This is a genomic window from Nostoc sp. CHAB 5836 (assembly GCF_020829445.1).
GTDB lineage: Bacteria > Cyanobacteriota > Cyanobacteriia > Cyanobacteriales > Nostocaceae > Nostoc.
In genome coordinates, this window is record NZ_JAIVFV010000055.1 from 1 (window position 1) to 13850 (window position 13850).

At 41.9% G+C, this 13850-nt stretch carries 18 protein-coding genes; 7 read left to right on the top strand and 11 right to left on the bottom strand.

All coding sequences use genetic code 11. The features are described 5' to 3' along the window. A partial coding sequence (locus LC605_RS13280) for a TniQ family protein (RefSeq protein WP_229548004.1) occupies positions 1-1455 on the top strand: 1455 nt, incomplete at its 5' end. Positions 1456-1642: 187 nt separating this feature from the next. Here the strand turns inward: LC605_RS13280 and LC605_RS13285 are convergent. Then, positions 1643-2485, bottom strand: a complete 843-nt coding sequence (locus LC605_RS13285; RefSeq protein ID WP_229548005.1) for a hypothetical protein — start codon at positions 2483-2485, stop codon at positions 1643-1645. Between the two features lie 37 nt (positions 2486-2522). Here LC605_RS13285 and LC605_RS13290 point away from each other — a divergent pair, with 37 nt between their 5' ends. Continuing rightward, positions 2523-2759, top strand: coding sequence for a hypothetical protein (locus LC605_RS13290; protein WP_229548006.1), 237 nt, complete (start codon positions 2523-2525; stop codon positions 2757-2759). A gap of 118 nt (positions 2760-2877) precedes the next feature. On the opposite strand, the gene LC605_RS13295 is transcribed toward LC605_RS13290, so the two are convergent. The 4 genes from LC605_RS13295 to LC605_RS13310 form a co-directional block, all read right to left on the bottom strand. Continuing rightward, positions 2878-3123 carry a hypothetical protein gene (locus LC605_RS13295; RefSeq protein ID WP_229548007.1) on the bottom strand — a complete coding sequence of 82 codons (246 nt, stop codon included), beginning with the start codon at positions 3121-3123 and terminating at the stop codon, positions 2878-2880. A gap of 193 nt (positions 3124-3316) precedes the next feature. Next, complete coding sequence (locus tag LC605_RS13300) at positions 3317-3700, bottom strand: relaxase/mobilization nuclease domain-containing protein (protein WP_229548008.1); 384 nt, start codon at positions 3698-3700, stop codon at positions 3317-3319. A 111-nt stretch (positions 3701-3811) separates the two neighbouring features. Then, positions 3812-4021 carry a hypothetical protein gene (locus LC605_RS13305; protein ID WP_229548009.1) on the bottom strand — a complete coding sequence of 70 codons (210 nt, stop codon included), beginning with the start codon at positions 4019-4021 and terminating at the stop codon, positions 3812-3814. 42 nt (positions 4022-4063) lie between these two features. Next, a complete protein-coding gene (locus LC605_RS13310; RefSeq protein WP_229548010.1) occupies positions 4064-4450 on the bottom strand; it encodes a MobB protein in 387 nt (128 codons plus the stop codon). A 234-nt stretch (positions 4451-4684) separates the two neighbouring features. Here LC605_RS13310 and LC605_RS13315 point away from each other — a divergent pair, with 234 nt between their 5' ends. Then, positions 4685-5128, top strand: coding sequence for a hypothetical protein (locus LC605_RS13315; RefSeq protein ID WP_229548011.1), 444 nt, complete (start codon positions 4685-4687; stop codon positions 5126-5128). Between the two features lie 32 nt (positions 5129-5160). On the opposite strand, the gene LC605_RS13320 is transcribed toward LC605_RS13315, so the two are convergent. After that, a complete protein-coding gene (locus LC605_RS13320; RefSeq protein ID WP_229548012.1) occupies positions 5161-5391 on the bottom strand; it encodes a hypothetical protein in 231 nt (76 codons plus the stop codon). Positions 5392-5669: 278 nt separating this feature from the next. Between LC605_RS13320 and LC605_RS13325 the strand changes: the two genes are divergently transcribed. Continuing rightward, entirely contained in the window at positions 5670-5765 is a 96-nt protein-coding gene (locus LC605_RS13325) for an AAA family ATPase (RefSeq protein WP_229548013.1), read from the top strand. 340 nt (positions 5766-6105) lie between these two features. On the opposite strand, the gene LC605_RS13330 is transcribed toward LC605_RS13325, so the two are convergent. Then, positions 6106-7551, bottom strand: a complete 1446-nt coding sequence (locus tag LC605_RS13330) for a deoxyribodipyrimidine photo-lyase, 8-HDF type (protein WP_229548014.1) — start codon at positions 7549-7551, stop codon at positions 6106-6108. 224 nt (positions 7552-7775) lie between these two features. Between LC605_RS13330 and LC605_RS13335 the strand changes: the two genes are divergently transcribed. Continuing rightward, positions 7776-8219: a molybdopterin-binding protein gene (locus LC605_RS13335; RefSeq protein ID WP_229548015.1), complete on the top strand. Its 444-nt coding sequence runs from the start codon at positions 7776-7778 to the stop codon at positions 8217-8219. A gap of 211 nt (positions 8220-8430) precedes the next feature. Here LC605_RS13335 and LC605_RS13340 read toward each other — a convergent pair whose 3' ends face one another. Both LC605_RS13340 and LC605_RS13345 read right to left on the bottom strand, forming a co-directional pair. Next, on the bottom strand, positions 8431-8892 hold the full coding sequence (locus tag LC605_RS13340) for a type II toxin-antitoxin system VapC family toxin (RefSeq protein WP_229548016.1): 462 nt from the start codon (positions 8890-8892) through the stop codon (positions 8431-8433). Beyond that, a complete protein-coding gene (locus LC605_RS13345; protein ID WP_229548017.1) occupies positions 8877-9131 on the bottom strand; it encodes a hypothetical protein in 255 nt (84 codons plus the stop codon). The genes LC605_RS13340 and LC605_RS13345 overlap by 16 nt, the downstream gene beginning before the upstream one ends. Before the next feature lie 542 nt (positions 9132-9673). On the opposite strand from LC605_RS13345, the gene LC605_RS13350 reads away from it, so the two are divergent. Together LC605_RS13350 and ftsH4 are read left to right on the top strand one after the other, a co-directional pair. Then, on the top strand, positions 9674-9859 hold the full coding sequence (locus LC605_RS13350; protein WP_229548018.1) for a DUF2949 domain-containing protein: 186 nt from the start codon (positions 9674-9676) through the stop codon (positions 9857-9859). Between the two features lie 230 nt (positions 9860-10089). Then, positions 10090-11955 carry an ATP-dependent zinc metalloprotease FtsH4 gene (gene ftsH4 / locus LC605_RS13355; RefSeq protein WP_229548019.1) on the top strand — a complete coding sequence of 622 codons (1866 nt, stop codon included), beginning with the start codon at positions 10090-10092 and terminating at the stop codon, positions 11953-11955. Positions 11956-12040: 85 nt separating this feature from the next. Here ftsH4 and moeB read toward each other — a convergent pair whose 3' ends face one another. Together moeB and LC605_RS13365 are read right to left on the bottom strand one after the other, a co-directional pair. Beyond that, the gene (gene moeB, locus LC605_RS13360) at positions 12041-13213 is read right to left on the bottom strand and encodes a molybdopterin-synthase adenylyltransferase MoeB (protein ID WP_229548020.1); all 1173 of its coding nucleotides are present in this window, start codon (positions 13211-13213) and stop codon (positions 12041-12043) included. A 210-nt stretch (positions 13214-13423) separates the two neighbouring features. Continuing rightward, on the bottom strand, positions 13424-13681 hold the full coding sequence (locus tag LC605_RS13365; protein WP_306426863.1) for a Mov34/MPN/PAD-1 family protein: 258 nt from the start codon (positions 13679-13681) through the stop codon (positions 13424-13426). Between the last annotated feature and the right edge of the window lie 169 nt (positions 13682-13850).

Genomic DNA, 13850 nt, shown 5'->3' on the forward strand with positions numbered 1-13850 from the left:
CATCGTAAACCCAAAATATTTTTTATTGATGAAGCTCATCATATGCTGATGATAGCTTCCGGGCGCAAGCTCACAGATTTACCAGAAGCTATTAAGTCTCTTGCCAATAGAACAAGTGTTGTGCATGAAGTATTTGGAACTGGCAGAGATAGAACAGCGTTTAATGGAACAGGGTTCATGGCAACTAATCTTGTGGGTGCAATGTCTGCTCTAACTGGGCGTTTGGACTTGCACTACCTTACCCTGTTACCTTGGGCGCAAGTCATTTCTAAAAGAGGCTTGCTCCGTCGTCACCGGGCTTGGTGTCCCAAATGCTACCAAAAATGGCATGACAATCACACAAGTGTTTATGAACCACTTCTCTGGTCTATCAATACTGCCCAAGTCTGTCCTTACCATCATCAACCGTTGCAAGAGCAGTGTCCTCACTGTCATCAACAACAACTGACAATTTCTGGAGACTCCCGAACCGGACACTGTAATAAATGTGGTAAGTGGCTGGGAAATAACCGACACAAAACTGTTGTCACAAACCTGATAAAGTCAGAAGCAGAACGAAATCGGCAATTGAATATAGTTAACAATTTGGGAGAGCTAGTTGCAGTAACACCTACTCTCAATTCTCCTCCTAATCTTCAGAAAGTTAGTAATACAATTTCTACATACATTTTGCAAGTTTTGAAATCTAGTATCCCTGCCTTTTCTCGGCAATCTGGGATGAATAAGGCAACAATTGGTTTGTGGTGTAAAGGAAAAGTGATACCTCAAATTGATAATCTTTTGGTTTTAACTCACTATTTGGAACTATCGCTGTTAGATTTCTTAACAACAGACGTATTATTAGCTGAATCAAAAAATATTTTGAAAGAACCAAAACTGAATGTAGTTAAGCAGGCAAGAAAATCTTATACGCACTTAAATTTGGAGAGAAAACAAGTTTTAAATGTAGTTCTAATAGAGGTACTCAAGGAGTATCCAGATCCTTCTTTGGAAGATGTGGCACTTCGTTTGAGATATCGTCCTTTAGTTCTGCAATATCATTTTCCTTCTTTATGTGAGTCAATCAAAATCAGACATGCCGAGTACAGAAAGGTAAGTAAACAGCAAAAAATACAACCAATTCTAGAAGCAGCACTCAAAGAATTTCCACCTCCTTCACTTCTTTCCATTAATCGACGACTTGGCTATAAAAATAACAGCTATTTATACCGATATTTCTCTGAACTTTCTCGCGAAATCTCTAAGCGGTATAAAGAGTACCAGAAAGCTCGTGGGCAAGAGAAAAGGGAACGCATATGCCAAGAGATTATTGATATTGCTCAATTGCTTCATGAAACAGGACACAAGCCGACTCAAGCTAGGGTGACTAAGCTTCTCTCTAAGCCAGCAGTCATGCTGAGTTGGTATGCTAAGAAGACTCTAAGCGATGTTCAAAGCTCTCTCGGCTATGAATAAGTATGATCTATACCCGAATAGCACGCTTGTTTCTGTAGAAGCATAACTTTGCCGAAATGAATTGGAAGCATAAGCACGTTTTAACGGCAATCTTATGGTTCCACCGACAGCAAGGGTTTTAAACTTTACGTGGCGGCTCATGTCACCCTCGCTACTTTTATCCCTTTTAGCATAGTAAATCCAGGAATTATTTACTATTATTCAATCCTCCCTTTGAGCGCGATTTATCCATTAACGCTTGTTGGGTAAAGAAACGCAGACTTTCAATCTGCTCAATTTCGTTTCTTGTTAATCGAGTTCGTATCTCTTCATACCAGTTTCCCTGACTGTAGCAGGTTTGCATCACAGGAGTATTATCCCCATGACGGTAAACACTCAGAGTATTGTTATCTAAGCTGGCACTCAACTCCCGTCCTTTGATACGGAAGTTATTGGTAACAAGCATATAGTCAGTGATTATAGAAGGCAAATGTTTGAGAGTAGAAGGCAGAAGGTTAAGAGAAGGAGGAACAGGGGAAGATTGCTCTTCCAGAAATTGTTTAGCACTGAGACCGTTTTCTTCTGAAATATCCTGTTGTGGGTGCTGTTTCTTTGGATGCGGCTGAACTTTTTTCTTGGTCTTATTTGCTTCCGAAGTGGGGTTATATTCTAATTTTGGTTGTATTATCGAAATCTCACTGGGATAATTACTGTTTAGTGTATATATAGTAACAAGTTTTTTAGAGTTACTATCGGTATTACCATTACTATCACTTGTACTACTATTAGTAGGTTTATCACTATACAGGTAATCAATATTACTTATAATTATACTATTTATGCGAGCAATTGCTTTGGCTTTAGCTTGTTGAATTACTTCCTTATCTTTGTCTTGGTCGTATGTTATTCCGTATTCAGACAGCAGTTTGTTCCAGCTATAAGGTTTGTATACTTGATAACCAGCGATTTTCACATAATTATGGATGTAGGTAAAGCCTAGTAGTTCCTCCCCCCGCATTTTAGGCAATACCCCAATGTTGTTTTCCTCCAAGCGTTGGATGAACGTAGAGACGGTAGGACTATCCTTGATGGCTTCCCCTATTGCTTGGCGAATAATTTCCTTACTTGTTGGGGTTTTGTGCTTACTATTGACTGCTCTAATAACCCAAGTTGCGGGTTATCAAAATCCGGGTGCTTCTGATCCAGAAATTAGTGCCATCGCCAATGACAAATTGGTAGTTGCGCTACGCGCAACCACGATTTTGACTAATCATTACAAGCAGTGTAATGAAGCGGTTTCAGGTATTAATAATTGCTTACTATAGAAATGCTTGTTTCAGAGTAAATGCAAAAATAAATGCTTCCAACTTAAGTATAAACCCTTGCAAAGTACACACGTGGATTGATTTTGGAAATACACAAGTGATGCTGCTAAACACTGTTTCAATGTAATGCCGGTGGATGTTGCTTGATATACTGATGACACGGTTCATCTTGACGCTTGGAATTCTTTTTCCGCATGACTTTCAAGAATATTTGGCTAGTTTCTTCCAGGTCATCTTCAGCAGTATAATCAGTGTATGCGGCATCAGTATATACTTCGCTGCCTGGTGGTAAATTTAACGGTAAGGCGTTCAATGCACGCACATCAGAGGCACTACCAGGCATCACAACAAATTCCACGCTCATTTCCAGTTTTGGTTGTTAATAACTGAACTCTAACTCCATAAAAATAACGTTTTTTTGATGCGATATAACCCCTATACTCTTCAGATTTGATTAACCTGACATTAAATTTCATTTAGCATATACCCCTCCCACATTTGTCTCTGGAGGGGATTTTATTGCTTTAAGTGCTTTTAGCGATCGCCTGTTTGAATAACTAGCAACTTGGGTTAATACTTTTCGAGCGGTTGGGACTGGTGAGTGCAGTTATGCCATACTCTTGCTGTAACTTAGGGGCGACGGCTTCATTTGTTGTCGGTGTTACCTCTAGTCCTAGTTCCGCCGCGATGCGTCTAGTTGAGACTTGGGAGTTGAAATAATCATAGGAATCATTAACTAAGCTGCCATCTAACCGAATCCGGGAGGTGATTATATGCAGGTGTTCGTGGTTGCGATCGTGGTGGCGTACTGCAACGAACTGACTCGTAGCTGCTACAGATGATTCTTCCTTCGGTAAGTATCCCATATCTTTGAGATATTCCCTTGCTACATAACTGTACTGACTGTCTGATAAATGCTCATGATAAGTAGGTCGGCACAATTAAAGCTAACTGGCTAAGGCTGTTATTTGTCATTTGTTCTTCGTCATTTACAAGGGTTTTAAGCCTATTTACGTTTCGTAACATATTTAGGTTTTTTCGCGCCAACTTACTTAGTTAGAGCGGTGTGCTATCGAGATAATGAGGTGGGCACACTGCCGTTTAACTGCTTTTTTGGTGTACTTGATGTTGAGAAACTGCTGGTTAAATTCATCTGGGTTTGTTCCCATCATATTAGTATCGACAATCGCAGCATCATCTTTCCCCAAGACATACTTGAGCGTGTCGAGAAAATTGGGTTTTTTATAGATGACGGGAATCAAATTGAAGGAGTTGAAAGTGGGGGATATAGAACCTGTAATGCCTTATTTATCTTGGCTTGAGGGTGATTTATCTAGAACGTCTAGGTTAAATGCAGCAGCTATGGTCTGATCTACGAGTGCGATCGCATTATTGACAGTATCCAAAATTTGCTGGTTGTTTGTTTCCTTTGCTAAGTGAGATAACATCATCAGTTCGCTTTTGAGGTTTCCAGCAGTAGCGCGGATAGTTATCAAGTAGGCAGATGGTTTTGCCGTTAGTACCCGCCTTAACCCACAGGAACGTAAATACTCAGATGCAGTTACCCCTGTGGCGATCGCTTTCTTCTCAATGGTAGTTTTCTCTTCCTCAAAGAGGTATACTTTGATAGATTTAGTTGGCTTTATGGGGTTACTTACCATACCTTCTTTCACTGCGGGACTGAGTGGCATACTTAGAGACTGCACTGAGGGACTTGGGGATAACCGGAAATCTGACAACAGTGTGTGGTTTCAATTGCGGACAATATCGCTGCTATTTTTGGTATAAACTATACTGCATTTAGATGCCGACAGTGAGAGTACTGTAACTATTGTGATATAAATACCATGAGGTTAATATCTTGTGGTTCATCTTGTAACTTACACTGAAGCCCTAAGAGTAATCCAAGAAATAAATGATCCAAAATGCTGGGATACTGGAGAAATAATCAGTGTGCCATCTTAACCATGTTTCCCGAATCTCTGATCCAACTCACCGACAGCCTTAAATCCCTTTACATCAAAACATCTCAGAAATTAAAAGGAAGTGACCGACGACAATTTATGGCAGAAGTAGTTAAAGGTTTGGGACGAGGAGGGCAAATAATCGCAGAGAGGGAATTAGGCTGGAATAGACGTACTATTCGTAAAGGGATGCAAGAATTAGAACATGGAATGTCGATTGCTGATTCATTTAAACTGAGGGGACGTAAGCGTACTGAAGAAAATTTGCCTTCAATACTTTCGGACATAGTGTCAATTGTAGACCCACAGAGCCAAACAGACCCAACTTTCAGAAGAAATGGTTTGTTGAAATATTTGGTAGCTCTGCCTGATTTCTGGATCATTTATTTCTTGGAACACTCTTAACGAACCAATTGTCAATCGAACATTTGAGACACTCAATGATTTGGAGGAAATTTTATTCCATCGCTGTCAATCTTTACTTCAACAGCAAGATTTGATTCAAGGGTTAACTGGTTTTCATTGGTGGACTCAAATCGGAGCTTAATCGTAAGTAACTTACCGAACATGATATAATCTGATTCGTTTACGATGGTTGCAATGATTTGGCGATCGCGTGTCGTCAACTGATCTAAAGTTGGCGTAGGGGCTGAAACTTGTGTCATCATTAAAAATACCTCTTAAATAGACATCTCCGAAGACGAATGTGGAGACGTTGCAATGCAACGTCTCTACAAGGGTTTCAGGTAACGCATAATTAATTTATGGAGATGTCTAATGGGTAAAAAGGCGATCGCAGACTTTCCAGGTGGGCGATCGCTTTTTGTTTTGCGTAAACAACGTTGTGAGGAATAGTTATGTCTAACCTATCAGTTTTTTCCTTTGAAGAGAAAGAAGTTCGTTTTGTTGGCACAGCAGAGAAACCAGAATGGGTAGCTAAGGCGTATTGTTAGCTGGTGCGCCCGGAGTTGGTAAAAGTTTACTTGCCAAAAACATTGCTAGCATTCTCAATTTACCACTACTCCAGCTTGATATTGGGTGAAAGTTTTAGCGGGATTTTAAACTCAGACCGAGACCTTGCTCCTTCTTTACTACCTGAAGTTGAAGTTTATGACGAGCAATTAATAAATGCTGCTTAATCCCTATTTCCCCATATACACTTATTTACAGGTAAAGATTGCCCTGAAGGAAACACTGTCAGCTTGAGCGAAAAATGCGTGAAAGTTGCCACTAGAATTGGGTGGGAGCCAACGTTAATTGGGGAAGATTGGGCAGCGAAGCCCAGTGCCGGGTGCGAACACCCAATAACGATCGCACCCAATAACCATCGCACCCAATACTGTGAGAATCATAACTAATTATGCGTATATGATATCACAATTTTACTCACCACTACTAAGGATTTTTTGCTGCTGATAACGCTGTTTAAACTGCTGTTGTTGTATTTTATGATCCACAATTGGGTCAGGATAGCCAACAGCACGACGTTCTAAAGGTGGAATTTTTCCAGTAACTAAATATTCTGTATCTACAGACCGCAATTCTGATACCCATTGCCGAATATATTCACCCTCTGGATCGAATTTTTGTGTTTGACTAGCTGGGTTGAAAATCCTCACAGGTTTGGGATCCATGCCGCTAGAAGCACTCCATTGCCAACCGCCATTGTTGGCAGATAAATCACCGTCAATCAACTTCTGCATAAAGTATTTTTCTCCCAATTGGGGATTAATTAGCAAGTCTTTAGTGAGGAAACTCGCGACAATCATCCGACAACGGTTATGCATCCAACCACTTTCGTTTAACTGGCGCATTGCTGCATCCACAATCGGGTAGCCTGTTCTCCCCTCACACCAAGCTTGGAAGTGTTCTTCGTTAGTTTCCCAGGGAAAGTTTTTGAAGGTGTCCCGGAAAGCACCATCAGCTAATTCGGGGAAGTTATACATTGCGTGTTGATAAAACTCCCGCCAAGCTAATTCCTGTTGCCATGTGCGAATATTAACTGCTGTTTCCTCACTGCGGCTATTTTCCAGTGCTTCTATGGTGGCTTGCCAAACGGTACGAATGCCAATTACACCAAATTTTAATGCTGCACTCAGTTGTGATGTTCCGTCAACTGCGGGAAAATTTCGCTGTTCTTGGTATTCAGTAATCGCTTTATTAGTAAATTCTTCTAATCGTTCTTGCGCCGCCACCTCTCCCGGTGAAATAATTAATTCTTCGTCCCAAATAAATCCTAAATCTTTTGCTGAAGGTAATGCGATCGCTCCTGCAAGTTTTCCAATTTCCTGTTCAGCTTCTGTTAACCCCTCAACATTTTGCAGTGTTTCTACTGGTTGAGCCTTCGGTTTGGTAATCCAATTTTTCCAGAAAGGGGTGTAAACTGTGTAAGGATTGTTACTACCCGTGCGTAATTGCTCTGGGGAGTTGAGGATTTGATCCCAGTTTTGGTTAAGAAACTCAATGCCTTTTTCTTTGAGGGCATTGATAATGGTGCGATCGCGTTCTTGTGAATAAGGTTCTACATCCCAATTCCAAAAAACAGCTTTGGCATTTATTGCCTGTGCTAAAGCTGGTATTGCTTGTACAGGATCACCTTGGAGTATTAACAACTGGCTACCAACTTGAGCATATCGCTCTTGGAGTTTCTCCAAACAGCCAATCATATAAGTTACTCTCACAGGAGCAACATCATCCCGTTCCAGAATATGCTGATCAAGGCAAAACACGCCCACTACCTTCGGACTCTGCCGTTTTGCCGCAGCCAGTCCTATATTATCAGAAATGCGTAAATCGCGCCGATGCCAAAACAGGATTAAGTCAGACATTCCATACTGCATATAGTTCACCCGTACTAGCTTAAATGCTAGTGGTACTAATGAACATCATTCTGGCGATAAATTTATTCTGTGAGTGGGGATTGGGAATTGGCAAAGGTGCGGCCCCTGGAGGGGATAAGGAGTAATGGGGACTGGGGATTGGGTCTGAATCAAAATATCGAATTGATACTTGATAGAATTTTACCAAGATAACCAAAATTGATCATATTATTATGCCAAGAAAAGAACAAGGATGGGTTACATTTCAAACCTCTGAGGATGAGCGGAAGATTCTGGAGGAGTTCTGCGAACAGTCTCAACGCACTAAGACTGAGATTTTGCGGGAACTTGTGCGTAGTCTCAATCAGCACTCACCTGCGCCAATATTACCACCAAATCAGCAGGAAATACAGGAAAAGACTTACACTCAAAAACCTGATATAGAAAGTAATATTCAAAAGAAATCACTAAAGGTTAGCTCTCGAAATATTCTTAAAGGTGTTGTTAAACGAGTCGTTTATGGAGCTGTTAATAGTGAGGTGACTCTGGAGATTATTCATAAAGTAGAATTAACCTCGATTATCACTAGAGCCTCCGCAGAAGAGTTAGAACTATCTGAGGGAAAAGAAGCTTATGCGGTTATTAAGTCTAACGATATTGTCATTGCTAGAGAATAAGCTGTTACGCATTTAAATTGTATATTCACTCGTGAGGTTGTCATTGGTCATTGGTCATTAGTTAGGGTTTTAGGGCGTGTCATCAATTATGGGCAGATATAGCATAGCTGACATCAGGGGCAAACGCGATGGTTGTGTCGGGAAAGTAGCCTATCCCGACATTGAACATAAATTAGGGACTTTCAAATAAAAATCCATAAACACCCATTTTTTAAACTTCCAACTCACCCAAAACTAAAACTTGCAACTCCGTCACTCGTTTTAAAGCCACATCGTTCGTTAAAAAAGCCTCACAACCAGCACAAATTCCTACTGCTACCTGGAGCGCATCCGGCAACTTCAGCCCATAGCGAATCCGTAACTCAGCCGCTTGTTGTGCAATTGCGGCATCAATATTCACCAGTACAATGCCATCCGTAGCCGTCAATAAATCTGTAAATCTTTCTCTTAACTCTACCTGCCCTAAGCGAATAGGTAAAGTGATACATTCCGCCAAGGTTACAGGAGACACTACCCCTTGTATTTGCCCTTTCCCTATCAGAGCAAATATCCCCCGTACTACCTCAGCAAAAGCGGGTACAGCTTCCACATAATAAATTACAGGAGATGTATCCAAGAAAACTTTATTCACACCCTGTAAAGCATCATTGAGTTTCATTAAGGCTGTCTCCATGCTTCGCGCTCTTCCCACTCATCCCGTATCTGATTTACCCATTCCTGAGCATCTTCACCCCCTAGCAAATTGGGAGCTATCCCATAAAAATCAGTCACTTTATACTTAGGTTTTTGAGTTACCGCAACAGAATCAACAGATTGCTTAATCTGCTTAACCAAATGCTCTAATACCTGCATTTGTTCCACTAAACTTAATTGATCTATCTCGTTTAAAACGCGCTCAATTGAAAAGCTCATGATTTTTCTCCCTATCTAAAATCCTAAATTTCAAACCCATCATAAATCATTTGTGAAAATTATATATCTCCTTTTTCTTTCTTCCCTTTGCGCCCTTAGCGTACTTTGCGGTTCGTTTTCAAATTTTATATTTTTCACGACTCATTTAGGATTGCTATATATCTATCTAATCATTGGTGAAAAATGAACATCACACGCAGGTATGGAGGAGAACACGGAGATTTTTCTTTATGTCTTAACAATCTCTGCATCTCTTTTCATAGCGTTCTCCTGACTAAAGTTATCTCATTTTGAGTAGTGCTAATCCTTTGAGTACGGTAAACCGTATTTGTTTGTTAGTTCCCAAAGATTAATTTAATTGTTAAGTTTAGTTACATAAATAAGAAAAGGCTGCAAACATTGCTAAACAGGAGAAATTATGAGAAGCGTTAGTATATTAGACAATCCAGGCAAAATGATCAACTTGGCGATGTAGCCAAATGACATCACACAAGTCAAGCTCTCTCAAAAATAAAATTTAATTAACATTGTTTAACGCTGCGATGAAAGCTACAGATAAATTGGTGCATTTTTTAGAGGAAGAGTTGGGTATTTCTGGTGGAGCAATTTCTCTTGCTTTGCGACATTGTGAGCAGACCCCCAACTTTCTAGCCATGACCCTCTGGCAGTATGGGCTGGTAACACTAGATCAGTTAGCCCAAATTTTTGATTGGTTGGAAACAGTATAAGTAGGTTGGTGCAATTAAAGCTAACTGGCTAAGGCTGTCATTTGTCATTTGTCATTTGTCCTTTGTCATTAGTAAGGGTTTTAATCCTATTTACGTTTCGTAACATAATTGGGGGTTTTTGCACCAACTTACTTAAGCTGCTACTTCAACTATTTTGATGGTAAATATTGGACTTTCTCAGCAAGTCACATTCTCAACAGTTTTCATTATAAGGATTGGTAACAAAGTCTATGGCAATTAAAGAACAACCTAAGCCACCTCGGTTCCGGATTATTGCGAATATATTACTGGCAGTATCAGGACTATTCCTGCTGTTAAATTTATTCTTGCCTGGTTTATTTGCTTCTGGCCCTGCTGGCGTTCCCTATAGCCTATTTATTCATCAAGTACAAGAGGGGGAAGTCAGCCGCGTTTCCGTTGGTCAAAATCAGATTATCTACCAACTAAAAGCAGAAAATGCCGAACCGGGCCCGGTGTTTGCAACGACACCAATCTTTGATTTAGAGTTACCCAAACTGCTAGAACAAAAGGGAGTTGAGTTTGCTGCTACACCTCCACCGAAGAATACTTGGTTTACAACCCTCTTGAGTTGGGTGATTCCACCACTGATTTTTATTGGTATTTGGCAATTCTTTCTCGCCCGTGGTGGTGGCGGTGGCCCCCAAGGTGCGCTTTCCATTGGTAAGAGCAAAGCTAAGGTTTACGTTGAAGGCGAATCAGCTAAAATTACCTTTGCAGATGTGGCTGGGGTAGAAGAAGCGAAAACTGAGTTAGTGGAAATTGTCGATTTTCTCAAGACTCCAGGACGGTTTACGCAAATTGGGGCTAGGATTCCCAAAGGTGTGTTGTTGGTTGGCCCTCCAGGAACTGGTAAGACACTGTTAGCCAAAGCCGTAGCAGGGGAAGCAGGAGTTCCATTCTTCAGCATCTCTGGTTCTGAGTTTGTGGAATTGTTTGTCGGCGTCGGTTCTTCCAGAGTGCGGGATTTGTTTGAGCAAGCTAAAAAACAAGCTCCCTGTATTATATTCATTGATGAATTAGATGCGATCGGTAAATCTCGTAGCAGTAACGGCTTTTACGGCGGTAACGATGAGCGAGAACAGACCCTCAACCAGTTACTAACAGAGATGGATGGGTTTGCGGCTGGGGATGCAACGGTGATTGTACTAGCAGCTACTAACCGTCCCGAAAGCCTTGACTCCGCATTGCTGCGTCCAGGGCGCTTTGACCGGCAAGTATTGGTAGACCGTCCCGATTTATCTGGTCGTGAAGCAATTCTCAAGATTCACGCTCAAAAGGTAAAATTAGGAGATGATGTAGATTTAAAAGCGATCGCTACCCGTACCCCTGGTTTTGCTGGCGCAGATTTGGCAAACTTGGTAAATGAAGCCGCATTATTGGCAGCTCGCAATCTGCGTCAAAGTGTTGCTCAAGAAGACTTTGCCGAAGCAATTGAGCGGGTAGTGGCCGGTTTAGAGAAAAAGAGTCGCGTCATGAACGACACTGAGAAAAAGATTGTTGCATACCATGAAGTTGGTCACGCAATGGTCGGGGCCCTAACAACAGGGAACGGTCGCGTCGAAAAGATTTCGATTATTCCCCGTGGGATGGCAGCTTTGGGCTACACTCTGCAATTACCAACCGAAGACCGCTTTTTGATGAATGAAACAGAACTGCGGGGTCAGATTGCGACTTTGTTGGGTGGACGTTCCGCCGAAGAGATTGTGTTTAACAGTATTACAACCGGTGCTTCTAACGATTTGCAACGAGCAACAGACTTAGCAGAACGAATGGTAACAGCTTATGGTATGAGTAAAATCTTAGGGCCATTGGCTTATCAACAAGGACAACAATCAATGTTCCTGGGTAACGGTGCGGCTAATCCCCGACGAGCAGTGAGTGAAGAAACGTCGAAAGCCATTGATAGCGAAGTCAAGGAAATCGTGGAAACAGCCCACGAACAAGCCCTAGAAATACTCAGACAGAATCGAGACTTGCTAGAAGCGATCGCGACCCAACTCTTAGAAACAGAAGTCATTGAAGGCGAAAAACTGCACAATTTATTGAGTCAAGTGAAACCTGTAACTAATTCCTAATAAAAAAAGTCAACTTTTAAACGCAGAGAAACGCAGAGAAAAACTTTGCGTTTCTCTGCGCTTCCCTCTGCGTACCTTTGCGTTTTTAATACTCCGGAACAGCAGGATCAATTTCTCGACTCCAAGCAGTAATTCCGCCTTTAACATTCGTCCCAACAATCCCCGCTTCCTTAAGAATAGCCAGGGCTTTCGCCGATCGCCCGCCCATCTTACAATGAGCAATTAAGCGGTGTCCATTCAATATTTCCTTCACCTTCGCAATCCCATTTCCATTTTCAATCTCTGGTAAAGGCACCAACACCGAACCCGGAATCTTGGCAATTTCATACTCATTGGGATTGCGGACATCTAGCAGGACAAAATCCTTCGCACCGCTATCCAGCAATTCCTTCAAATCCTTGACAGTCATTTCTTGACTTTCCATCTGCTGTTTTGCCTCCTCTGCCTTAGCTTGTGGAATTCCGCAGAATTGTTCATAGTCTATCAGCTTTTCAATCACAGGGCGAATTGGGTTAGGACGCAGCTTCAACTCCCGGAATTTCATATCTAAGGCGTTGTATAACAGCAATCGTCCACTGAGAGTGTTACCTTGTCCCAAAATAATTTTGACAGTTTCCGTTGCCTGGATTAAACCAATAATTCCGGGTAAAATTCCCAATACGCCACCTTCAGCACAAGAGGGAACCATTCCTGGCGGTGGTGGTTCTGGGAAAAGGTCACGATAATTCGGCCCACCTTCGTAGTTAAATACAGTAGCTTGCCCTTCAAAGCGTAAAATTGAACCGTAGACGTTAGGCTTATTCAGCAATACGCAAGCATCGTTAACTAGATATCTGGTGGGGAAATTATCAGTACCATCCACGACAATATCGTAAGGTTGAAGGATTTCCAGGGCGTTTTCGGAACTCAGGCGAGTTTCATATAAATCAACCTGACAATATGGGTTAATCTCGTGAATGCGGTTTTTTGCCGATTCAATCTTGGGTTTACCCACCCAGGATGTACCGTGGATTACTTGGCGTTGCAGATTAGAAGTATCAACAACATCGAAATCGACAATCCCGATGCGTCCGATACCCGCCGCCGCCAAATATAAAAGTAGTGGTGAACCTAGTCCACCTGTACCGATACACTGGACACTAGCTGCTTTCAGGCGCTTCTGTCCTTCTAGTCCTACTTCCGGCAAAATCAGATGTCGGGAATAGCGTTCGTAATCGTCTTTGGTCAACTGGATTTCGTCCAGATTGGGATTGAGCATAGCAGTTATGATCTGGGAGAGCGGAATATTAATCCTATCGAAAAACGATATCCTTGTTAAAACTAAGCCGTTAAACCAATTCGCAATTCGCAATTCGCAATTCGCAATTACGTGAAAGTGACGGGGATTTAGACCCCGACACAAAACGTGCTGCCACAAGAGGCAGGGGACTTAAACCCCCAAAGTTCGTTGAAACTTCCCTTTGTGTTTTTAGCATAACTTCGGGTGCGACGCCGAATAGCCCGTCGTAGACATCCCATAGTGCCGTTTTTTACTTTCTGTTGTCCCTTCCCCTGCAAACTCAGCCGCCGCTTCTGTATTCCAGGCGTTTTCTGTTGGCATGACTTCTACCACAGTTTTACCCTCCTTAGCCAGATAGCCCAGAATTATACCACAGCACTCGTCTGGATAAGTGCTTTCGGCATGGCTGCGGATAATTTGCAACTGTTCTTGGCTAAGTCGGATCATCTCTGCGTTTGTGATTCTGGCAACCTAACATCGCCACGCACTGCCTTTATCTTGATCATAGCTTAGGCATAGCTCAATAACAGGCTACGCCCAATAGCCGCCGCAGCCAGTGCAGGGTTCCAAAAGGGAAATATATATTTTTTATCACTCTTCGAGCATTTACCTACTA